Raw genomic sequence first — 21,481 nt, 5'->3', positions numbered from 1 at the left:
ATAGTCGAATTCGACAAAAAACATGTTTTTAAACCCTTTACTATTGACAAATTAGATATTGGTGATATTATCAGTAATATAACAATGATATTCTTGAGACTCGGAAAACAGGTTTTGGGAATGATCAGGAAAATACGGAGGTCGATAGACGCATGCTAAAATATACCATCAAGCGGTTATTAGTAGCAATTCCAACATTTTTCGGAATTACAGTCCTGGTGTATTTAATTTCATTGCTTGCACCGGGCAGTCCACTGGAAATGCTGATGGCGGATCCAATGGCAACAAAGGAAAGTATGGAGGCCTTAAAAGAGCAGATGGGTCTCAATGACCCAGCCATCATTCAGTATTTCCGCTGGCTGGTATCCATGCTTCACGGAAATCTGGGAATCTCATACCGGAACAGCCTGCCGGTTCTCGGACAGGTTCTGGAAAAACTGGGACCGACTCTGATTCTCACCCTTTCCTCTACAGCATTATCTGTGCTGATCGCGGTACCGCTTGGTATCATGTCAGCATACAAGCCTTACTCCGCATGGGATTATATTTCTTCCGGACTGGCTTTTGTAGGTGCTTCTACCCCGACCTTCTTTACAGGTCTGGTTATGATCTACATATTTGCGGTAAGGCTGGGTGTCCTTCCTATGGGCGGTATGTATGACGCAGGTATCCATACCGCGGCATCGGCGGCGCATCATTTGATTCTACCCTGTCTGGTATTAACTATTTTTAATATCGGAAGCATTCTCCGCCAGACACGAGGAAGCATGATGGAAGTCTTCAATGAGGATTACATCCGCACTGCCCGTGCAAAGGGCCTGATTGAGCCGAGAGTCGTGATCGTTCACGGTTTGCGAAACTCCTTGATTCCGGTTGTTACCGTATTGAGTACCATGATCCCGTTCATGTTCGGCGGCGCGGTCGTGGCAGAGCAGGTATTCAGCTGGCCGGGACTTGGCAGCCTGATGGTCCAGTCCATCAACGCCAGAGATTACCCAATGATCATGGGAATCACCGTTGTGATTGCTGCAGCAGTCCTGATTGGCAACGTCCTGACGGATATTGCTTACAGCTTACTGGATCCAAAGATAAGAGAGAGCCGTTAGGAGGAGAGAAATGTCCACAAAAACAGTTGAAAAAAAAGATTCATACTATCGTGACGTGCTCCGGAAGTTTACAGCGCACAAGCTGGCCATGATCGGTGTTGCGGTCATTTTGCTGGAAGTGATCCTGGTCATTGTGCTTCCTATGATCATGAAGCTGGATCCGTATACGTCAGATATTCTCGCGTTCAGCGCAAAGCCGGGAGCGGGACACATTTTAGGAACCGATGATACCGGCCGTGACGTATTTGCACGACTGGTTTACGGAGGCCGGATCTCCCTTCTGGTGGGACTGCTTTCCGCGATCATCAGTCTTTGCATCGGTGTACCGCTGGGTCTGATCGCCGGTTACTATAAAGGTATCTGGGAAACCATCGTTATGAGAACCGCAGATATCTTCATGTCCTTCCCGTCCATGATCCTGATTCTGGTGCTGGTATCCGTTATCGGACCTTCTGTATGGACGGTTACCCTGGTCATCGGTATTCTGGGCTGGACCGATTTCGCAAAACTGATCTATGGCAATGTGCTGTCGGTCAGAGAAAAAGAGTATGTGGAATCTGCCAAGGCAGTCGGAACCAAAGATATCCCGCTACTGATCAAATACGTGATCCCGAACGCATTTGCTCCGATCCTGATCAACTTTACATTCCGTACAGCGCAGGCGATCATTCAGGAGTCTGCACTGAGCTTTTTGGGTATGGGTGTTCAGCCGCCGGAAGCATCCTGGGGAAATATCCTGTACGCGGCACAGTCCATCACCGTACTTTCCTCAAGACCGTGGCTGTGGGTACCGCCGGGAATCTTACTGGTGCTCACCGTATCCAGTATTAACTTCATAGGAGATGGAATCCGGGATGCTCTGGATGCCAAAACCAAAATAAAAAAGAAATAAATAAAAGGAGGAATATTATGAAGAGAAACATGTTAAAAGTGGTTGCTGCATCTTTGGCCGGAGCAATGCTCCTTACCGCATGCGGCGGTGGATCCAGCAGCTCAAGCCAGACAACCGCGGCTGCAGGTAATTCTGCGGAAACCAGCGCGGCAGCAGAGGCAGGAAGCACAGGCGGCGAGAAGGTCATTACCATGGCACAGACCGGTGACTGGGATACGTTCATGCCGATGAACACCACCAATGCAGGCGCGGATAACGTAATCGAGCTGATGTTTGACCATCTGATGGTCATCAACACCGATGGTACCTTTGGGCCGCGTCTTGCAGACAGCTGGGAGACCAACGAGGCTCAGGATAAGATCACGTACCATCTGAATGAGAATGCAAAATGGCAGGATGGAGAACCGGTAACCGCAGAGGATGTTGTTTACTCCGCACAGGTTGCATCTTCTTCCGAGTACAACTATCTGCGCAGAATCCGTATGAAGTACTTTGCAGGAACCGATGAGACTGGCTGTGAGACCAGCACCGACAGCATCGAGGTAGCAGCACTGGATGATCATACCGTAGAGTTTACCTTAAAGGACCCGATGGATCCAGCTATCATTTACGCACTGGTTAACCGTGACTTCTTTATTATGCCGAAGCATCTGCTGGATAGCATTTCTGACGCAGATCTGGTAAACGACGCATTCTGGCAGAAACCGATTGGCTCCGGCCCATGTATCTTCGACAGCATGGAGTCTGGCGTATCCATTGAGTTCAAGGCAAACAAAGACTACTATCTTGGCGCTCCGGATTTTGACCGTCTGGTATTCAAGAAGGTACAGTCCTCTAACCTGTTATCCGGCTTAATGAGCGGCGACATCGACGTTCTGTCCGGCAACAGCCAGATCCCGTTAGCAGACTGGGAAACAGCTAAGAATACACAGGGTATCGTTACGAAATCTGTACCGACCTTTGCATATCAGTACATGGCAATGAACACCGCCAGAGATTATCTGACCGAGGATGTCCGTCACGCAATCAGCCTTGCAATCAACCGTCAGGTTATCGTTGACCAGCTACTGCAGGGTGAGGCACGTATCGCAATCGGACCTCTGGCTGAGGATCATCCGTACTTTGATGAGAAGCTGCTGCCGATCGAGTATGATCCGGAGAAAGCAAAATCCATGCTGGAGGCTGCTGGCTGGGACAGCAACCGTGAGCTGCAGGTACTGGTATCTACCGGTAACGAAGTTCGTGAGAAATCTGCGATCCTGATTCAGCAGGATTTACAGAAGATCGGCATCAAGACCAAGATTCAGACCTTAGACTTCCCGACCCTGCTTACCAACGCAAGAAACGGTGACTATGATCTGTGCTTCATCGGTTCTGCAGGTTCCGTTGATCCGTCTGAGTCTGTACCGAACGTAACTGCAGGTTACATGAACAACTTTGCACAGTTATCTGATCCGACCCTGGGCCAGATCGGTGAGTCTGGTGCAAAGGAAATCACCTTCGAGGCACGTAAGAAGATCTACGATCAGTATCAGGAAGAGTTATTTAAACAGATGCCGATGGCATTCCTGTATCACACCAACGATCTGTTTGCATATAACGAGAAGCTTGAGAATGTACGCGAAGGCGCAATCGATTACAACATCAACAAGAATGTATGGGAATGGAAAGTAAATAAATAAGCATCTGTTAAATACCATACGAAAAGCGAGGTATTGGAATGTCAGAGAATTTAATTGAAGTAAAAAAACTCGTTACTCAGTTTTCAGGTAAGAATGGAACCGTGACAGCGGTAGACGGAGTATCCTTTCATGTAAAGAGAGGAGAAACACTTGGAATCGTGGGTGAATCCGGGTGTGGAAAATCCGTTACAAGTATGTCGATCCTGCGGCTGATTCCCAAGCAGACAGGAAAAATCGCATCTGGAGAGATTCTGTTCGAAGGCCGCGATCTGGCAAAGCTGTCAGAAAAGGAGATGCGTCAGATCCGTGGAAATGAGATAGCGATGATCTTCCAGGATTCCATGACAGGCTTAAACCCGGTTATGACGATCGGTAAGCAGCTGGTAGAAACCATTACCGCGCACAGTAAGATGGATAAAAAAGAGGCTTGGGCGAGAGCTGAGGAGATGCTGACGAAAGTCGGCATCCCTTCCCCGGCTCAGCGCCTGAAAGAGTTTCCGCACCAGTTATCCGGCGGTATGCGTCAGCGTGTCATGATTGCCATGGCACTGTCCTGCAATGCATCACTGTTCATTGCAGATGAGCCGACGACAGCCCTTGACGTGACGATCCAGGCCCAGATCCTTGAATTGATGAGGGAGCTGAAGGAAAAGGAGAATAAGTCCCTGATGCTGATCACCCATGATATGGGAGTTGTGGCAGAGATGGCAGATGACGTCATGGTCATGTATGCAGGAAAAGAGATGGAATACGGAGACGTAAGAAGTATTTTCAAAGATCCGCTCCATCCGTATACCCGCGGTCTGTTAAAATCCATTCCGCGTCTGGACCAGAGTTCCGATGATCCGCTGTTCAACATTCCGGGATCAGTTCCGGATTTGTCCGAGATGCCGAAGGGATGCCGTTTCTGCACCAGATGTCCGGAAGCAGACAAACGCTGCAGGGAGCAGGAGCCGGGGCTTTACGATGTAAATGGAAGACAGGTACGCTGCTGGAAGTACGCACCGGAAGGAGGTCAGGATGATGTCAGAGGATAAGAAGGTATTACTGGAAGTTCAAAAAGTAAAAAAAGAATTCGTAACATCAAAGAGCCTGACTGGAAAGCCGTTAAAGATTGTCCATGCAGTGGATTCTGTAGATCTGACCATCTATGAAGGCGAGACCATCGGCGTTGTAGGTGAGTCCGGGTGCGGCAAGTCCACACTGGGCCGCTGTATCCTCCAGCTGATCAGACCGACGGCTGGAAATGTGTTGTACCGTGGTGAGGATATCACCAAACTGAACAAGGAGCAGATGCGCCAGATGCGGCGCAAGATGCAGCTGATCTTCCAGGATCCGTACGCATCCCTGAATCCGCGTATGACCGTTCTCGAGCTGATCATGGCCCCGCTTGAGGCCTTCGGGATCGGAACCATGGAGGAGAGAGTCCAGAGAGTCAAAGAGATCATGGAACTGGTAGGCATGCCGGAAAATATGATGAACCGCTACCCGCACGAGTTCTCCGGCGGACAGAGACAGAGAATCGTCATCGCGCGTGCTCTGGTCTTAAATCCGGAATTCGTTGTCTGTGATGAGCCGGTATCTGCACTGGATGTGTCAGTACGTGCGCAGGTACTGAATCTGATTCAGGAATTAAAGAAGAAAAAGCATTTAACCTATATGTTTATTTCCCACGATCTGAGCGTTGTAAAGTACATTTCCGACCGAATTGCCGTGATGTACCTGGGCCGGATCGTAGAGATCGCAGAGAAAAATGAGCTTTATAACAATCCACAGCATCCGTACACGAAAGCGCTGCTTTCCGCAATCCCGATTCCGGATGTGGATAATAAAATGAAACGGGAAATTCTGACAGGGGATGTTCCGAGTCCTCTGAATCCGCCGTCTGGCTGCTATTTCCACACCAGATGTAAGTACGCTACCGAACGCTGCAAGACCGAGTGTCCTGCATTACATGATGTAGGTAACGGACATATGGTAGCATGTCATCTAACTTAAAGGAGGAGCGCAGAATGTACAAACCAGACGAAGCTTTAAAGCAGAGCATCGATCAGTGGATTGAGGCGAATCAGAATGATTTTGTAAGGGACCTGGCGAAACTGGTTGCGATACCGAGTATATCGGTAGAGAACGACGGGCCATGGCCATTTGGAGAAGAATGTAAGAACGTACTGGATAAAGCAACAGAGATTGCCGGAGGATATGGATTTACGGTAGTAAATCATGAATATCACTGCGGCAGCTGTGTGGTACCGGGTACCGGTGAGCATCCGAAGCGAATCGGAATGTTTGCTCACCTGGATGTTGTTCCGCTTGGAGACGGATGGCAGTATCCTCCGCTGGGCTGCACCTTAAAGGACGGTTTTCTGATCGGACGCGGTGTAGGGGATAACAAGGGTCCGGCCATCTGTGCGCTTTATGCACTGCGCTATTTAAAAGAACATAAAATAGAATTAAAAAATGATGTCATGATTTATTTTGGATTGTCGGAAGAAACAGGTATGAAGGATATCGAGTATTTCTGCAAGACGCAGCAGATTCCGGATCTGTGCCTGGTCACCGATACCAATTTCCCGATCTGCTATGGAGAAAAAGGTCTGCTGCGCGCAGAACTGAACCTCCGGACAGACGGAAATCTGATCGATTTTCATGCCGGAAGCGTTGTGAACGTAATTCCCTCCAAGGCAGAAGTGCTGCTTTCCGATGTATCCCTGGAAGAGGTAAAACGTCAGCTTGGAGATCAGGAAGCACTTACGGCAGAGGCAGATGGTCCGCATGTGCGGATCACGGCAAGCGGAATTTCCAGACATGCAGCATTCCCGGAGGGAGCTGTGAATGCGGTTCAGGTTCTGGCAGCAGCATTATCCGGCACCACCCTGCTTCAGGGAAGCTGCGCAGATGCAGTGAAAGGCCTGGCAGAGCTGACTTCTGACTTTTATGGAGCAGGAGCAGATATCTCCTTTGAGGATGAAGCGTCCGGAAAGCTTACCGCTGTCGGAAGCGTAGTACGCATGGAAGCCGGAAATATGAAGATTCTTTTTGATGTCCGCTACCCGGTTACGGCAGATGGCGAGGAGGTCAGCCGCCGCTTTGGGGCATGCAGTGAGAAGAAAGGCTTCTCGTTCAGGGTAACGGAGCTTTCCAGACCGGCTTACCAGCCAATCGACCGGCCGTACATTCCGCTGTTATGCGATATCTGTGATGATGTCCTTGGAAAGCATTACGAGCCTTATACCATGGGAGGAGGAACATATTCCCGCAAGCTTCCGGTAGCAGTCGGTTTTGGACCGGGCGTACCGGACGCAGTCAATCCGTTTGAGAGCGGTCATGGACAGGGACACCAGCCGGATGAATGTGTTCCGCTGAAGATGTTGCTAAATGGCCTGAAAACATATATAATTGCGTTGTTGGAGCTTGATAAAATGATGTAGGGAAGGGTAAGAAAACGGTATGAGTGGAAAGCCATCTTTGAAGGCCGAGATTTATGAAGCTGTTTTGAGTGATATCATTCAGGGAATTTACAAACAGAACGAAATTATTACGGAGAAGCAGCTGATTGCCAAGTACGGAGTGAGCAAATCTCCGATTCGGGATGCCCTGATCGAACTTTGTAAAGAGGGAGTTCTGATCAGCCATCCGCGCTACGGCTATGAGGTGGTACGGATCAATGAGAAGGAGATCCTCGATGTCGTGGATTTCCGAATTCTGATCGAAACCGGTTGCTTCCGGGTTTATGCTCCGACGTTTACCCCGGAAGATATTGCGGAACTGAAGGAGTTCACCATGAAGGAATGCTGGTGGAATGGGACAGATGAGCTTCCGGCATTGAAGCACTGGGAAAACAACATGAAGTTCCACCTGAAGCTCATTTCCTACAGCGGCAACGATTACTGTTACCATATGGTGGAGAGCAGTACCGGATTTCTGACTCGTGCATATGCACAGCGCTTTTGGGATCAGCGGGATAACCGGTCCTGGAATGTGGATGTCGAAGGCCATCTTTGCATTATCCGGTGCATGGAGGAAGGCAGATTTGACCAGGCAGAGCAGGCTTTAAAAAAGGATATTGCATCCTTTCTGGATATCATCTGTCCAAATTACGCGAGAACTTTTAATCTGTAGTAAATGGTAACTGTTCAGTAGGTCTGCGCATTCACTGCGCTGACCGTACGAAAACATGGGCTTGCAGGCAAAAATCCTATTGCCGAAGGCAATTTTCAATGGATTTTTGCTCGTAACTGTGAGGGTACTGAACAGTTACAGTAAATGGAGAAAAGGGAGAGGCTGTCATGAAATGGAAACGTACCAGATTCCATTTTGCGGCAGCCTCTTTTGTCAGTCATCTTTTCTCTTTTTCTTTTGGAAAAGAAGGCGTATAATGAAAGGCAGTATTTGAAAGAATGGAGGAGACAGAGAATGGGGAACGGATTGTCTGACAGAAAGGCAGAGACACAGGAACTGATGCAGATTCGGCAGGAGGCTTATGAGGCAGCCTCACAGCTTCTTACGGCAGCGCATCCGAAGAAAGGAAGCATTCTGGTGGTGGGATGTTCTACCAGCGAAGTTGCCGGTGAGCGGATCGGAAGCTTCTCCAGTCCGGAACTGGGTCAGGCACTTTTTGACGGTATATACCAGGCAGCTAAGGAAGCGGAGGTATTTCTGGCTGCCCAGTGCTGTGAGCATCTGAACCGGGCACTGATCCTGGAAGAGGAAGCAGCAGAACGTTATGGCTATGAGCAGGTCAATGTGGTTCCGCAGCCGAAGGCCGGAGGTTCTTTTGCGACAGCTGCGTATCACAGCTTTACGCATCCGGCAGCAGTGGAGCATATCCGGGCAGCAGCCGGAATGGATATCGGCGACACCCTGATCGGCATGCATTTACAAGAAGTGGCGGTTCCGGTACGGATTGAGCAGCGTCAGATCGGAGCAGCCCGGGTGATCTGTGCCAGAACAAGATTGAAGTTCACCGGTGGTGCAAGAGCCGTATACGACGAAAATCTGTTATAAGAAGAATTGCATCTATTGCAGATCAATGTGGATAACAGATGGATTTTTTCTTGACGCTGTGTATAATTTCGCTTAAAATGAAACAACGACAATGTATACAGAGATACACAGGAAAGGAAGCATTTGTTTATGGGTATCATAAAAGCTTCAAAATTAATATATGATTATATCCGCCGGGATGAAGATGACCATGTGGAAGAAGTAAAACGTGCGATCGATGATCTGACTCTGGACATTAACCAGGGAGATTTTGTGGCTATTCTGGGGCACAACGGCTCCGGAAAGTCTACCTTTGCCAAACAGGTGAACGGCATTCTGCTTCCGACAGACGGCACTGTCTGGATTTCCGGCATGAATACAGCGGACGATGCTCATATCTGGGATATCCGAAAGACTGCAGGCATGGTATTCCAGAACCCGGATAACCAGATCATTGGCAACATTGTGGAAGAGGATGTGGGATTTGGACCGGAGAATCTGGGAGTGCCGACCGACGAGATCTGGCGTAGGGTAGACCAGAGCCTGGAGGCAGTCGGCATGACTGCGTACCGTTTAAAATCACCAAACAAACTGTCCGGCGGTCAGAAGCAGCGTGTGGCTATTGCCGGTGTCATGGCTATGCGTCCGCAGTGCATCATCCTGGATGAGCCGACTGCCATGCTGGATCCGAATGGTCGCAGGGAAGTCATCGCGACCCTTCATGAGCTGAACCGTCAGGAGAAGATCACGGTTCTTCTGATTACGCATTATATGGAAGAAGTCATTGATGCGGACCGTGTTATTGTTATGGATGACGGAAAGCTAGTGATGGACGGAACACCGCGGGAAATCTTTTCCAGGGTAAAGGAACTGAAGGAATATCGTCTGGATGTTCCGCAGGTGACGGAGCTTGCCTATGAGCTGAAGCAGGCAGGCGTAAACCTTCCGGATGGAATCCTGACGATGGATGAGCTGATGGAGAAGCTTCTTCCCATTTTCCACGAAAAATTTCCAGAGGTAAAATAAAAGGAGGCATATATGTCGATCAGGGCAGAACATTTGAATCATATATATGGCGAAGGAACAGCCTTTGAGCAGTATGCCTTAAAGGATGTCAGTTTTGAGATCGAAGATGGACAGTTTATCGGGCTGATCGGTCATACCGGATCCGGAAAGTCCACGCTGATCCAGCATCTGAACGGGCTTTTGCGTGCCAGCAGCGGCGCAATCTATTATAATGGAGAAAATATCTACCAGGATGGCTATGACATGAAGGCTCTGCGCAGTAAGGTAGGGCTGGTATTCCAGTATCCGGAGCATCAGCTGTTTGAGGTGGATGTCTTTTCGGACGTATGCTTTGGTCCGAAGAATCAGGGCCTCTCAAAAGAAGAAGTAGAGGCCCGGGCCAGGGAAGCATTGATCCAGGTTGGACTTGATGAAAAACTCTGGCAGCAGTCACCGTTTGAATTATCCGGCGGTCAGAAGCGGAGAGTTGCCATTGCCGGGGTGCTGGCCATGCATCCGGAGGTACTGATCCTGGATGAGCCGACTGCAGGTCTGGATCCGAAGGGCCGTGATGAGATCCTGGATGAAATTTCCGCATTGCACCGGGACCATCATATGACCATTGTGCTGGTATCTCACAGCATGGAGGATATTGCCCGCTATGCGGACCGGATCATGGTGATGAACCATGGTGAAAAGATATTTGACGCGCCGCCGAAGGAAGTGTTCCGCCATTACAGGGAGCTGGAGGCCATGGGACTGGCCGCCCCTCAGATCACCTACATTGTACATGGCTTAAAGGAGCATGGCGTGCCGATCGCAGACGATATTACCACAGTGACAGAGGCAAGGGATGCGATTCTGCATCTGCTCGGGAAGGATGAAAGACCATGATTCGCGATATTACATTAGGACAATACTATCCGGTGGATTCTGTGCTGCATCGCATGGATCCGAGGGCGAAGCTGTTTGGAACGCTGGTGTTCATTGTTTCTTTGTTTTTTGCAAACAGCATTGCCTGCTATGTGGCGGCCACTCTGTTTCTGGTCATGGCCATCCGCATGTCAAAGGTACCGTTTTCTTTCATGGTGCGAGGCTTAAAGGCAATTTTATTTTTACTTCTGATCAGTGTGAGCTTTAACCTGTTTCTGACGCCGGGAATACCGGTCGTTCAGTTTGGTATCTTTAAGATTACCCAGGAAGGCATCCGTACCGCAGGCTTTATGGCCCTGCGACTGATCTATCTGGTGATCGGTTCCTCAGTTATGACGCTGACAACCACGCCGAATGAGCTGACGGATGGCCTGGAAAAGAGCCTGGGTTTCTTAAATAAGGCAGGTGTGCCGGTACATGAGATATCCATGATGATGTCCATTGCACTGCGGTTCATCCCGATTTTGGTAGAAGAGACCGACAAGATCATGAAGGCGCAGATGGCAAGAGGCGCTGATTTTGAGAGCGGAAACCTGATCCAGAAGGCAAAGAGCATGGTGCCGCTTCTGGTGCCGCTGTTTATCTCTGCGTTCCGCCGTGCAACGGACCTTGCCATGGCTATGGAGGCACGCTGTTATCATGGCGGCGAGGGCCGTACCAAGATGAAACCGCTCAAATACGCCAAGCGTGATCATGTGGGATATCTGGTGTATGTGATCTACCTGATGATCGTGATCCTGCTTCGTGCGTAGGATGATAAAATAAAATGTAACTGTAAATTGCTTCCTGTCATGATGGCCGGGAAGCAATTTTTGACTTGCGCATCCGGCAGGAAAATTTGCCAGGGCAGATTTTCGCATATCATGAAATCTTAGGCCGGGATGCTTTGGGAGGATAACATTGATGAAACGAGTGAGAATGGTGGTAGCCTATGACGGGACTGCCTACCGCGGCTGGCAGCTTCAGCCAAACGGCATCACCATAGAAGAAGTGCTGAACCGGGAACTGACTGCTCTTTTAAAAGAATCCATTTCTGTTATCGGCGCAAGCCGTACGGATTCCGGCGTACATGCCCGTGGAAATGTGGCGGTTTTTGATACGGAAAACCGCATGCCGGCCGATAAGATCTGTTTTGCCTTAAACCAGCGTTTGCCGGAGGATATTCGGGTGCAGCGTTCGGAAGAGGTCCCGGCGGACTGGCATCCCAGAAAGGCTAACTGTATCAAAACCTACGAATATAAGGTACTGAATCGGAAGATTTCCATGCCGTTGGAGCGTCTGTATGCCCATTTCTGCTATTTTAACCTGGATCTTGACAAAATGAGAGAGGCAGCAGCATATCTGGTGGGAGAGCATGATTTTAAGAGCTTCTGCACTGTACGGACCCAGGCGGAGGAGACCGTGCGGACTATCTACAGTCTTGATATTACAAAGCAGGATGACATGATCACCATTCGCATCAGCGGAAGCGGTTTTCTCTATAATATGGTGCGTATTATTGCAGGTACGCTGCTGGAGGTTGGAATGGGGGCTTATCCGCCGGAACATGTGGAAGAAATTCTGGATGCCAGGGACCGCCAGGCAGCGGGACGCACGGCACCGGCGAGAGGACTGACCCTGGTCAGCATGGAATATCAGAAAGAACTGCCGGACTGGCATCACCGGGAGAACAAATACTGGAAGTATGATATTCTGCAGTCCCATATAAAAGATGAGAAGACAGCCTTTTTCGTGCTCACCCGCTGCGTGGAGGAAGAACTGGATGGAATCCTCCGGAGAAATATCCATCATGCGTTCCAGAATGGGGCTGAGAAGGTTTATGTGACTGATCTGGAAAAACCGGACCGGTTAAAGGCCGGGGATGTTCATGGGCGTTATGTGCTGGAAGAGACAGAACAGAAGGCTGAAGACCCGTTCACACCAGAAGAGGCAGATGCGCTGCGGAAATTGGTTCGGAACAGCGGGGAACGTCCAGATTGTGCGAAATGTGCAAAGCCCTCTGGAAATAGAGCACAGGAAGAAGAAACATCAGCAAAGGAAACTGCTCTGCGGTGGGTAACTGCCCTTCCGCTTGTGGATAACACACCGCAAAATTGAAAAAACTGTGGAAAACCCTTCAAAATCACGTAAAATCAAGGAAAAAGCGCTTGACATGAAACAGTGGATATAATATAATATACAACTGTGACGTTAGGTGGAAATGCTTAGGCCAAAGCCCCGGAATAGGCATTTTACTATACATTTCAAAACAATTGCGGTAAGTGACCGTTAGGAACAGATAGTTTAACAGGAGGTTAACCAATGAAGAGTTTTATGGCTAGTCCAGCGACGATTGAGAGAAAATGGTATGTAGTAGATGCTGCCGGATGTACTTTAGGACGTTTGGCTTCAGAAGTAGCAAAAGTATTAAGAGGTAAAAATAAACCGATCTACACCCCGCACATCGACTGCGGCGATTATGTGATCGTTGTTAATGCAGATCAGATCAAAGTAACCGGTAAGAAGTTAGATCAGAAGATCTACTATCATCACTCTGATTACGTAGGTGGTATGAAAGAGACCACTCTGCGTGAGATGATGGCTAAGAAGCCGGAGCGTGTGATTGAGCTTGCTGTTAAGGGTATGCTTCCGAAGGGACCTTTAGGAAGAAGCATGATGACCAAGCTTCATGTATATGCAGGACCGGATCATGAGCAGGCAGCTCAGAAGCCGGAAGCTCTGGAAATCAAATTCTAAGGAAAGGTACTGAAAGGAGGAAGTTATCATGGCAAATAAATATTACGGAACAGGTAGAAGAAAAAAATCTATCGCAAGAGTATATCTGGTACCAGGTACCGGTAAAATCACCATCAACAAGAGAGACATCGACGAGTATCTTGGTCTTGAGACCTTAAAGGTAGTTGTTCGTCAGCCGTTAGTAGCAACCGAGACCGTTGACAAGTTCGACGTTCTGGTTAACGTTCGCGGCGGCGGCTTCACCGGCCAGGCTGGTGCAATCCGTCACGGTATCTCCAGAGCACTGCTTCAGGCAGACGCTGATTTCAGACCGGTTCTGAAAAAAGCAGGCTTCCTGACCAGAGATCCGCGTATGAAAGAGAGAAAGAAATACGGTCTCAAAGCAGCACGTCGTGCTCCGCAGTTCAGCAAGCGATAATCTACAGTTTAATAATGCTAAAAAAGCCCGGAAATACGCCATTTTCCGGGCTTTTTCTATACCCAAAATTCTGTCTGGACTGTTCGGTTTTGATGGAATTTGAACGGAAATTTATGGGTTTATAGTGGTCAAATTACTGGTGGACAAGCCCATTTTGACATCTTATGGGTTAAATTACTGGTGGACAATAGGAGCAAATGAAGTCCAATTTTGCCGTCAACGGACGAACACATACTTGACTGATTTACATAGAGCCTTGGCTCATTCTTTGAAAACGAGAATGGGTTGAGGCTCTATTTTTTTCGCCCGAAATCCGGCGAGACAAATTTGAGCAGGAGGCGGGCAAGACCTTCTTCTGTGCAAGCGATGTGGCGAAAGCGTTGGGGTATGTGAATCCCTACGCCGCAGTGAAGCGCCATTGCAGAGGTCCCCTAACGAAACGCGAGGGGGTCGTTCAGAAGGTGAATCAGTATGGAAATGCAGGTATGGAACAATGCGGTGTTCTCCCGGAATTCAAAGAGATTGCTATTTTTATGCAACTATTTCTTGTTGCTCTTGACAAAATAATTTTTAGAGATTATAACTATAACAGCGTTATATATCAGTGTTATATAGGAGGTGTGCAAAATAAACGGAAATGGAACGACTTTAGAAAATATCCAACGGGCAGCGAAAGCAGAATTTTTAGAAAAAGGATATAAAGACGCTTCCCTGCGGAATATTGTGAAATCCGTGGGAATGACTACCGGAGCCTTTTACGGATATTACAAAAGCAAAGAAGAACTTTTTGAAGCCATCGTTGGTGAACATTATGAATATATTCGTAACCGTTTTATAAAGGCACAGCAGGAGTTCGCCGAACTACCAGCTGCCCAGCAGCCGGAAGTCATGAGTGATATTTCGGGAATCTGCATGTACGATATTCTCTATTATGCGTACGAACATTTAGAGGAATGTAAACTGATCCTCTGCTGTTCGGAAGGGACAAAATTTGCCGGGCTAATTGATGAAATGGTGGAGATTGAGATAGATGGGACGCATGCCTATCAGGATGTCTTAAGAAAGCTTGGACGGCCCTCTCCGCATATCGATCCTTCGCTGGAGCATATTCTGATCACCGGAATGTTTCATACTTTTTTTGAATTGATCATCCACGAAATGCCGATCAAAGATGCCGAAAACTACGTCAGAGAAATGCGCGCCTTTTATACAGCGGGATGGATGAAAATTATGGGGCAGTAATGCCTTATAATTTTTGTTTGTAAGTTAGCTGTAACTAACCTAAATTTGGATATTGTAAGAACATAGACGTGTTCTCTTTATCATAAACACAAAGAAAAGGAGGAATTTTTTTGAAAAAACAATCCAATTTATCACGTCTGCTGGAAATTGCAGGCAGCCATAAGTACCTGACCTATGCTTCCTGGGTGCTTTCTGCCATCAGTGCCCTGATTGCTCTGGTGCCATTCTATTACATCTGGAAAATGATCAAGGAAGTACTGGAGGTGGCACCAGATTTTGGCCAGGCACAGAACCTGACTGGCAATGGCTGGATGGCAGTATTGTTTGCTGTCCTGGCGGTGCTTGTCTACATAGCCGGGCTTATGTGTTCCCATTTAGGGGCATTTCGTATTGCCACAAACCTGCGTATCCAGACCATGGAGCATATTGTTAAGCTTCCTCTTGGATTTGCCGAGAGTTTTGGCAGCGGAAAATTGCGCAAAATCGTCAACGAATCCAGTGCAGCCACCGAAACCTATCTCGCTCATCAGCTTCCCGACAGAGCCAATGCCATTGCAACCCCCTGCGGTCTTTTGGTGCTGTTGTTCGTGTTTGACTGGAGACTGGGACTGTTGAGCCTTGTTCCGGTTGTGCTGGGCTTTCTGATTATGATGGCAATGACCGGAAAGCAGATGCAGGAAAAGATGAAAGAATACCAGAATGCGCTGGATGATATGTCCAATGAAGCGGTAGAGTATGTCCGCGGTATTCCGGTGGTAAAAACCTTTGGTCAGACGATCTTTTCCTTTAAGAAGTTTAAAGACTCCATTGACCGCTATAAAGTATGGGTGATCGCCTATACCAAGCAGCTTCGGACACCGATGATGTTCTATACAGCTGCGATCAACGGAGTTTTTGCCACACTGATCGCCGGAGGACTGTTGCTGACACAAGACGGTGTGACTTCCGGTTTCTTACTGGATCTCATTTTCTATATCATTATTACGCCGGTTATTTCTGTTACACTGACACGCATCATGTTCCAAAGTGAAAATGCCATGATCGTAGATGACGCTTTACAGAGAATTGACAGCGTTTTGCATTTGAAGCCTCTGGAGGAAACCAAACACCCAATGCATCCGCAAAACGCTTCCGTGGAACTGAAATCGGTTCATTTCAGCTATGATGGAGAAAAAGAAGTATTAAAAGATATTTCACTGACCATTCCTGAAGGACGAACCGTAGCTTTTGTCGGCCCGTCCGGCGGTGGTAAAACAACCCTTGCCAACCTGATTTCCCGATTCTTTGATCCCCAGAGCGGAATGGTAACAATAGGTGGTGTCAATGTGAAAGACATCCCGAAGGAGGAACTCATGAATACGGTGTCTTTCGTATTTCAGAACAGCCGTCTGATCAAGGCGTCCATTCTGGAAAATGTGCGTATGGGGAAACCGAAAGCTACCCGTGAGGAAGTTCTGACTGCTCTTCATCACGCACAGTGCGATGATATTCTGGAAAAACTCCCACAGGGTGTGGATACGGTTATCGGTACAAAGGGTGTCTATCTTTCCGGCGGCGAGCAGCAGCGAATTGCCATTGCCCGTGTAATGCTGAAAAATGCACCGATCATCATTCTGGATGAAGCCACTGCCTTTGCTGACCCGGATAACGAAAGCCGCGTACAGGCTGCTTTCTCAAGACTTTCCGAGGGAAAGACCGTGATTATGATTGCCCACAGGCTTTCTACCGTAACAAATGTGGATCAGATTTTTGTCATTTGCAACGGACAGGTTGCCGAGTGCGGCAACAGCCGTGAATTGCTTGCAAAAGACGGCATTTTCAGCCGTATGTGGAAAAATTACCAGACTTCCGTGCAATGGAAGGTAACAAAGGAGGTGCAGTGATATGATCAAAAAACTGCAGAAAAAATATGCCCTGTCTGAACAGGGAGCAAAAGACCTGATCAAAGGCTGCCTGGCCTGTGTCCTTCAGAATCTGTCTTTGATGTTTCCGGTAGGTCTTTTATATTACATGGTCAGCGATCTGATGAACGGAGGTGTTCCCGGTGGGAAAATTCCATTTTATGTGGCAGGCTGCGTGGTGTGTATCGGCCTGATTCTGCTGACCACTTTCTTTCAATATAATGCGACCTATTTTGCCACTTACAAAGAAAGCGGTATCCGCCGCATTACTCTGGCAGAGCATCTGCGCAAAATCCCCCTTTCCTTTTTCGGGAAAAAGGATTTAGCCGATCTTACCAGTACGATTATGGCGGACTGTACCTTCCTAGAGCAGAGTTTTTCACATTTTATCCCTGAGCTTGCAGGTTCAATCATTTCTACGATCCTGATTTCCGTTGGTCTGTTCTTTACGGACTGGAGAATGGCGCTGGCTGCCTTATGGGTTCTGCCGGTTGCCTTTGCGATTGTGGGATTTTCCGCAAAAATTCAGGAAAATCTGAATCAGAAAGCCATGGATGTGAAGATGGCCTGTGCAGACGGGATACAGGAGTGCATTGAAACAGTTCGTGACCTAAAAGCAAACAATGCGGAGCAAGCATATTTAAAAGGTCTGGAAAAGAAGATTCGTGCCGTGGAGCATCGTTCCATCCTCAATGAATTTGGTCTTGCTGCTTTTGTGGTTTCCGCGTCACTGGTGCTGAAGCTTGGTATTGCAACGGTTGCGCTGGTGGGAGCTGTTCTGCTCATGCAAGGAAGCCTCTCCGTGCTTACATTCTTTATGTTCCTTCTGGTAGTATCCCGTTTATATGACCCTCTGCAGGGCGCACTCCAGAATCTTGCGGCAGTCATCAGTACACGAACCAACATTGCCCGTATGAATGAAGTTCTCGATCATCCGATCCAGCAGGGCAGCGACAGGCTTTCCAATCAGGGGTATGATATTGTCTTTGACCATGTTGGGTTTGCCTACAATACCGGAGAAACCGTATTGAAAGATGTTTCCTTTACGGCAAAACAGGGAGAGGTTACGGCTTTGGTCGGCCCATCTGGCGGCGGAAAAACAACCGTATCCCGGCTTGCAGCAAGGTTCTGGGATATTAACAGAGGAAAGATTACCGTGGGAGGCATGGATGTATCCCGAATTGACCCGGAAACACTGCTTTCTCTGTATTCCATCGTATTCCAGGATGTTACACTGTTTGACAATACGATTCTGGAAAATATCCGAATCGGAAACAAAGACGCCACAGATGAACAGGTCATTGCTGCTGCGAAACTTGCCAATGTGGATGAATTTGCGGAAAAACTGCCGGATGGATGGAATACCAAGATCGGGGAAAATGGCTGTGAACTTTCCGGCGGAGAGCGCCAGCGTATCTCTATTGCCCGTGCATTTCTGAAAAATGCGCCGATCATTCTTTTAGATGAAGCTACTGCTTCCCTGGATGTGGAGAATGAAACTCTGATACAGACAGCCCTTTCCCGTCTGATCGCAGATAAAACGGTTCTGGTCATCGCCCACAGGATGCGTACCGTAGCAGGAGCAGATAAAATTGTTGTCCTTTCTGATGGCACCGTGGCAGAAGAAGGATCACCAAAGGATCTGGAAGAAAAGAATGGTGTATATGCCCATATGGTAAAACTGCAGACAGAAAGCCAGAATTGGAAACTTGCGTAAAGAAGGAGGAAATGTAATGAACAAGAACCATGGTAAGCAGGAAAATATCCGACTTGGCACCCACGGAGAAGACTATGGAAGCTGGATGTCCAACCCTGTCTTTTACATCATTGGCGGAATCGGAGTTTTGGCCGCTGTGCTGGCTGTCCTCTCTTTTTATGTATTACATGTCGCTGTTCTTGGTGTTCTGTTTACTGTTATCACAATCGCAATTTTGGTTTTTCTGATCTGGATCACATGGATCAGGCGGCAGTATGCCTTTGGCGGTGGCGGAATTATGGAACAGGTTCATCGAGTCGTTCTCTCTCACCTGGACTATGACGGTGAGGGGAAGATTCTGGAAGTAGGCTGCGGCTCCGGAGCATTGACAATCCGTTCAGCTCTGACATGGCCGAAAGCAAAAGTGATTGGTGTTGATTACTGGGGCGCTGTGTATAATTACAGCAAAGCACTCTGCGAGAAGAATGCTGCCAGGGAGGGCGTGGCTTCCCGCTGTGTATTTCAGCACGGTGATGCGAAGCAGTTGGATTTTCCTGATGAGAGTTTTGATGTAGTCATCAGCAACTATGTCTATCACAATGTTATGGGTGCTGATATGCAGAAACTGCTGCTGGAAAGCCTGCGGGTATTGAAAAAAGGCGGCGTCTTTGCACTCAACGATGATATGAAACCAAAGATGTACGGTGACATGGAAGGTTTTGCGCAGAAACTGCGAGATATGGGGTATGAGGAAGTACGACTCGTTGACACTGCACAGGAAGCTTTTGGCTCCCACCGTCGGGCTGCCATGATGATGCTGGGGTCTTCCCGGCTGCTTGTCGGCAGAAAGTAATGTATCAAAACAGGAGGTTTGGCTATGTCCAAGTTAGGAGTCGTGGAGGATACCCTGTTTGTCCCTATGCTGGGAAGAATTTATGCTGCTGAGCATTGCCCACAAATTTTATATGATAAAAAGGCATTGGAATTGAAAAATAGGCTGCCGTTAGACTTGATTGAACAGAATATGCAGAACCAGTATACCCTTTTGGCCTCTGCTTCCCGGTCTGCTAATATGGATCGGATTATTCGGGCTTTTCTGGAACGCAGACCGGACGGTGTGATTGTCCAGCTGGGCTGTGGTCTGGAGACAACTTATCACCGATGTGATAACGGAAAGACACACTGGTATGCCGTGGATCTGCCGCATGTGATCGAATACCGGCGAGATCTTCTTCCCGAACCAGAGAGGGAATTATATATTTCCGGTGATGCCTTTGCAAAGGATTGGATCAAAAAAGTTCGCAATGATGTACTTGATGCTCCTATTCTCGTTACTGCAGGCGGATTATTTCATTATTTTGAGGAACATAAGGTCATTGCCCTTCTGCGTATGATTGGGCAATTTGGAAATATGGAAGTTGTTTTTGATACAGTGAACAAAAGAGGCATGACCATGATGAAGAAAAAATATATGAAACAGGTCGGCCATGCCGATGCACAGATGTTCTTTTATGTGGATTCCGCGGAAGAACTGGCAGCAAAAATCGGGGATAATGTGAAAGTGATTACGGAGGAACCATACTATCGTTACATCCCTAAAAACAGTTTAAAGCTATCCACAAAGGTCAGTATGGCAGTTTCTGATCAATTCAAGATGGTAAAGATGATTTGTTTAAAAACCTAAGATTTTTTAACACAAAATAATTTTTGCAAGTCCTTTTTGCAACTACATTTTTATTTTACAACAAACAGATCCGGGACTGCCGTTCGAGGAAAAAGTGAAGCTCTACCACATGCAGATGTTAGGCTGATAATTATGCAAGCGCCGCCTGCACAATTTGCAACAAAAAGAGGAGCCAATCCAGGCTCCTCGAAGGTACGTTATTTCAAAAAGTTGCTCTTATGTTCCAGTGCGCGCAGATTATAGCCAAGTGTTGCCAGGTGCGCCACCTTCAGCGCAACCAGGTTGATGTCGGTGGACATTGCACTGGCAATCTGCTCGGCTGTGTATCCAGATTCCCGCCAATCATCAGACAAAATTGACCACCTGATTCACCTAAAAAACATCGTGGAGATATGACTATGAGTAAACTTATTTTCTGTCAATTCAACATCGACACAGCCAGCGTAGAACTGGTTTTTGACGATGGAAGCCGGATTTCCATTGACGTCACCGCCGTTGAAAACGAAGTTGCCGATAACCGCTTCAAGTGGTCAGAGCTGGATTATCTGATCGACAACGACCCGCTTGCTTATGCCGATCTGATTCTGAACAGCAAGCTGAACGTCCTGTTTGAATAAACCGACATGAGCATAAACGACAGCGGCCCGGTTCATAATGATTGGGCCGCTGCTTATTATATCATTGTATTATGCGAACTCATTCCTCAAACAGATACAGAAGATATCCGTAACCCTCTGCTTTCATCTTTGCGTAAGGCACAAAGCGCAGGGCCGCACTGTTGATGCAGTAGCGCACGCCATTGGGGGACTCCGGATCGCCGGTGAACACATGACCAAGGTGAGAATCTCCGGCACGGCTTCTGACCTCTGTACGGCGCATGCCGTGGCTCAGGTCCTCCAGTTCCACCACGGCAGGCTCTTCAATGGGCTTTGTGAAAGCCGGCCAGCCGCAGCCGCTCTCGTACTTATCCGTGGAGGAAAAGAGCGGCTCGCCGGTGACGACATCCACATAGATGCCCTTTTCAAACTTATCCCAGAACTCGCCTGTGAAAGCGCGCTCTGTGCCGCTCTCCTGCGTAACACGGTACTGCTCCGCCGTCAGCTTGTCCCGGATGGATTCCACCGCGGGCTTCTGATAGTCGCCCGGATCGATGCGCAGCCGGGAAAACAGCTCCATCTCCGCGCGCGGGATGTGGCAGTA

23 protein-coding genes are annotated in these 21,481 nt (G+C 48.2%); 21 read left to right on the top strand and 2 right to left on the bottom strand.

The window, feature by feature from the left end; translation table 11 throughout:
* Window positions 1–152 precede the first annotated feature (152 nt).
* From DW922_RS08585 to DW922_RS08490, 20 genes are all read left to right on the top strand, one after another.
* Window positions 153–1,106: an ABC transporter permease gene (locus DW922_RS08585; RefSeq protein WP_118718813.1), complete on the top strand. Its 954-nt coding sequence runs from the start codon at window positions 153–155 to the stop codon at window positions 1,104–1,106.
* A 10-nt stretch (window positions 1,107–1,116) separates the two neighbouring features.
* Window positions 1,117–1,998, top strand: coding sequence for an ABC transporter permease (locus DW922_RS08580; protein WP_118726355.1), 882 nt, complete (start codon window positions 1,117–1,119; stop codon window positions 1,996–1,998).
* 17 nt (window positions 1,999–2,015) lie between these two features.
* Entirely contained in the window at window positions 2,016–3,680 is a 1,665-nt protein-coding gene (locus DW922_RS08575; RefSeq protein WP_118726354.1) for a peptide ABC transporter substrate-binding protein, read from the top strand.
* A gap of 38 nt (window positions 3,681–3,718) precedes the next feature.
* On the top strand, window positions 3,719–4,717 hold the full coding sequence (locus tag DW922_RS08570; protein WP_118718815.1) for an ABC transporter ATP-binding protein: 999 nt from the start codon (window positions 3,719–3,721) through the stop codon (window positions 4,715–4,717).
* The gene (locus DW922_RS08565) at window positions 4,704–5,678 is read left to right on the top strand and encodes an oligopeptide/dipeptide ABC transporter ATP-binding protein (RefSeq protein WP_118718816.1); all 975 of its coding nucleotides are present in this window, start codon (window positions 4,704–4,706) and stop codon (window positions 5,676–5,678) included. The genes DW922_RS08570 and DW922_RS08565 overlap by 14 nt, the downstream gene beginning before the upstream one ends.
* A gap of 14 nt (window positions 5,679–5,692) precedes the next feature.
* Window positions 5,693–7,111 carry a Sapep family Mn(2+)-dependent dipeptidase gene (locus DW922_RS08560; RefSeq protein WP_118726353.1) on the top strand — a complete coding sequence of 473 codons (1,419 nt, stop codon included), beginning with the start codon at window positions 5,693–5,695 and terminating at the stop codon, window positions 7,109–7,111.
* 19 nt (window positions 7,112–7,130) lie between these two features.
* Window positions 7,131–7,802, top strand: a complete 672-nt coding sequence (locus DW922_RS08555) for a GntR family transcriptional regulator (RefSeq protein WP_118718818.1) — start codon at window positions 7,131–7,133, stop codon at window positions 7,800–7,802.
* A gap of 294 nt (window positions 7,803–8,096) precedes the next feature.
* On the top strand, window positions 8,097–8,687 hold the full coding sequence (locus tag DW922_RS08550) for a TIGR01440 family protein (protein ID WP_243032157.1): 591 nt from the start codon (window positions 8,097–8,099) through the stop codon (window positions 8,685–8,687).
* A 129-nt stretch (window positions 8,688–8,816) separates the two neighbouring features.
* The gene (locus DW922_RS08545) at window positions 8,817–9,692 is read left to right on the top strand and encodes an energy-coupling factor transporter ATPase (RefSeq protein WP_118726352.1); all 876 of its coding nucleotides are present in this window, start codon (window positions 8,817–8,819) and stop codon (window positions 9,690–9,692) included.
* A 12-nt stretch (window positions 9,693–9,704) separates the two neighbouring features.
* Window positions 9,705–10,565 (top strand): energy-coupling factor transporter ATPase, encoded by an 861-nt coding sequence (locus DW922_RS08540; protein WP_118726351.1) that lies wholly within the window; start codon window positions 9,705–9,707, stop codon window positions 10,563–10,565.
* Window positions 10,562–11,356 (top strand): energy-coupling factor transporter transmembrane component T, encoded by a 795-nt coding sequence (locus DW922_RS08535; RefSeq protein ID WP_118726350.1) that lies wholly within the window; start codon window positions 10,562–10,564, stop codon window positions 11,354–11,356. Before DW922_RS08540 ends, DW922_RS08535 begins: the two co-directional genes overlap by 4 nt.
* A 151-nt stretch (window positions 11,357–11,507) precedes the next feature.
* Entirely contained in the window at window positions 11,508–12,701 is a 1,194-nt protein-coding gene (gene truA, locus DW922_RS08530; protein ID WP_118726349.1) for a tRNA pseudouridine(38-40) synthase TruA, read from the top strand.
* Window positions 12,702–12,905: 204 nt separating this feature from the next.
* A complete protein-coding gene (gene rplM / locus DW922_RS08525) occupies window positions 12,906–13,340 on the top strand; it encodes a 50S ribosomal protein L13 (RefSeq protein ID WP_118533980.1) in 435 nt (144 codons plus the stop codon).
* Window positions 13,341–13,368: 28 nt separating this feature from the next.
* On the top strand, window positions 13,369–13,758 hold the full coding sequence (gene rpsI, locus DW922_RS08520; RefSeq protein ID WP_118540145.1) for a 30S ribosomal protein S9: 390 nt from the start codon (window positions 13,369–13,371) through the stop codon (window positions 13,756–13,758).
* A gap of 461 nt (window positions 13,759–14,219) precedes the next feature.
* The gene (locus tag DW922_RS17635) at window positions 14,220–14,459 is read left to right on the top strand and encodes a hypothetical protein (RefSeq protein ID WP_182436803.1); all 240 of its coding nucleotides are present in this window, start codon (window positions 14,220–14,222) and stop codon (window positions 14,457–14,459) included.
* The gene (locus DW922_RS08510) at window positions 14,386–15,000 is read left to right on the top strand and encodes a TetR/AcrR family transcriptional regulator (protein ID WP_347560292.1); all 615 of its coding nucleotides are present in this window, start codon (window positions 14,386–14,388) and stop codon (window positions 14,998–15,000) included. The genes DW922_RS17635 and DW922_RS08510 overlap by 74 nt, the downstream gene beginning before the upstream one ends.
* A gap of 110 nt (window positions 15,001–15,110) precedes the next feature.
* The gene (locus tag DW922_RS08505; RefSeq protein WP_118726348.1) at window positions 15,111–16,883 is read left to right on the top strand and encodes an ABC transporter ATP-binding protein; all 1,773 of its coding nucleotides are present in this window, start codon (window positions 15,111–15,113) and stop codon (window positions 16,881–16,883) included.
* A 1-nt stretch (window position 16,884) separates the two neighbouring features.
* Window positions 16,885–18,618, top strand: a complete 1,734-nt coding sequence (locus tag DW922_RS08500; protein WP_118726347.1) for an ABC transporter ATP-binding protein — start codon at window positions 16,885–16,887, stop codon at window positions 18,616–18,618.
* A 16-nt stretch (window positions 18,619–18,634) separates the two neighbouring features.
* Window positions 18,635–19,450 (top strand): class I SAM-dependent methyltransferase, encoded by an 816-nt coding sequence (locus DW922_RS08495; protein WP_118540123.1) that lies wholly within the window; start codon window positions 18,635–18,637, stop codon window positions 19,448–19,450.
* Window positions 19,451–19,474: 24 nt separating this feature from the next.
* Window positions 19,475–20,281: a class I SAM-dependent methyltransferase gene (locus DW922_RS08490; protein WP_118718823.1), complete on the top strand. Its 807-nt coding sequence runs from the start codon at window positions 19,475–19,477 to the stop codon at window positions 20,279–20,281.
* 197 nt (window positions 20,282–20,478) lie between these two features.
* On the opposite strand, the gene DW922_RS08485 is transcribed toward DW922_RS08490, so the two are convergent.
* Window positions 20,479–20,634, bottom strand: a complete 156-nt coding sequence (locus DW922_RS08485) for a hypothetical protein (RefSeq protein ID WP_243032155.1) — start codon at window positions 20,632–20,634, stop codon at window positions 20,479–20,481.
* A gap of 45 nt (window positions 20,635–20,679) precedes the next feature.
* On the opposite strand from DW922_RS08485, the gene DW922_RS08480 reads away from it, so the two are divergent.
* The gene (locus DW922_RS08480) at window positions 20,680–20,898 is read left to right on the top strand and encodes a DUF6061 family protein (protein WP_118718824.1); all 219 of its coding nucleotides are present in this window, start codon (window positions 20,680–20,682) and stop codon (window positions 20,896–20,898) included.
* 79 nt (window positions 20,899–20,977) lie between these two features.
* On the opposite strand, the gene msrB is transcribed toward DW922_RS08480, so the two are convergent.
* A partial coding sequence (gene msrB, locus DW922_RS18000; RefSeq protein WP_243032152.1) for a peptide-methionine (R)-S-oxide reductase MsrB occupies window positions 20,978–21,481 on the bottom strand: 504 nt, incomplete at its 5' end.

Source organism: Clostridium sp. AM42-4 (assembly GCF_003480105.1).
Classification (GTDB): domain Bacteria; phylum Bacillota; class Clostridia; order Lachnospirales; family Lachnospiraceae; genus Brotaphodocola.
Note: the sequence above shows the minus strand (reverse complement) of the source record. Positions and strands in the feature narration are given on the sequence as shown.

What these genes read in the sequence shown, in the direction of transcription:
- DW922_RS08585 (WP_118718813.1), top strand. Translation starts at nt 153, where the DNA reads ATGCTAAAATATACCATCAAGCGGTTATTAGTAGCAATTCCAACATTT.
- DW922_RS08580 (WP_118726355.1), top strand. Translation starts at nt 1,117, where the DNA reads ATGTCCACAAAAACAGTTGAAAAAAAAGATTCATACTATCGTGACGTG.
- DW922_RS08575 (WP_118726354.1), top strand. Translation starts at nt 2,016, where the DNA reads ATGAAGAGAAACATGTTAAAAGTGGTTGCTGCATCTTTGGCCGGAGCA.
- DW922_RS08570 (WP_118718815.1), top strand. Translation starts at nt 3,719, where the DNA reads ATGTCAGAGAATTTAATTGAAGTAAAAAAACTCGTTACTCAGTTTTCA.
- DW922_RS08565 (WP_118718816.1), top strand. Translation starts at nt 4,704, where the DNA reads ATGTCAGAGGATAAGAAGGTATTACTGGAAGTTCAAAAAGTAAAAAAA.
- DW922_RS08560 (WP_118726353.1), top strand. Translation starts at nt 5,693, where the DNA reads ATGTACAAACCAGACGAAGCTTTAAAGCAGAGCATCGATCAGTGGATT.
- DW922_RS08555 (WP_118718818.1), top strand. Translation starts at nt 7,131, where the DNA reads ATGAGTGGAAAGCCATCTTTGAAGGCCGAGATTTATGAAGCTGTTTTG.
- DW922_RS08550 (WP_243032157.1), top strand. Translation starts at nt 8,097, where the DNA reads ATGGGGAACGGATTGTCTGACAGAAAGGCAGAGACACAGGAACTGATG.
- DW922_RS08545 (WP_118726352.1), top strand. Translation starts at nt 8,817, where the DNA reads ATGGGTATCATAAAAGCTTCAAAATTAATATATGATTATATCCGCCGG.
- DW922_RS08540 (WP_118726351.1), top strand. Translation starts at nt 9,705, where the DNA reads ATGTCGATCAGGGCAGAACATTTGAATCATATATATGGCGAAGGAACA.
- DW922_RS08535 (WP_118726350.1), top strand. Translation starts at nt 10,562, where the DNA reads ATGATTCGCGATATTACATTAGGACAATACTATCCGGTGGATTCTGTG.
- truA (WP_118726349.1), top strand. Translation starts at nt 11,508, where the DNA reads ATGAAACGAGTGAGAATGGTGGTAGCCTATGACGGGACTGCCTACCGC.
- rplM (WP_118533980.1), top strand. Translation starts at nt 12,906, where the DNA reads ATGAAGAGTTTTATGGCTAGTCCAGCGACGATTGAGAGAAAATGGTAT.
- rpsI (WP_118540145.1), top strand. Translation starts at nt 13,369, where the DNA reads ATGGCAAATAAATATTACGGAACAGGTAGAAGAAAAAAATCTATCGCA.
- DW922_RS08500 (WP_118726347.1), top strand. Translation starts at nt 16,885, where the DNA reads ATGATCAAAAAACTGCAGAAAAAATATGCCCTGTCTGAACAGGGAGCA.
- DW922_RS08495 (WP_118540123.1), top strand. Translation starts at nt 18,635, where the DNA reads ATGAACAAGAACCATGGTAAGCAGGAAAATATCCGACTTGGCACCCAC.
- DW922_RS08490 (WP_118718823.1), top strand. Translation starts at nt 19,475, where the DNA reads ATGTCCAAGTTAGGAGTCGTGGAGGATACCCTGTTTGTCCCTATGCTG.
- DW922_RS08480 (WP_118718824.1), top strand. Translation starts at nt 20,680, where the DNA reads ATGAGTAAACTTATTTTCTGTCAATTCAACATCGACACAGCCAGCGTA.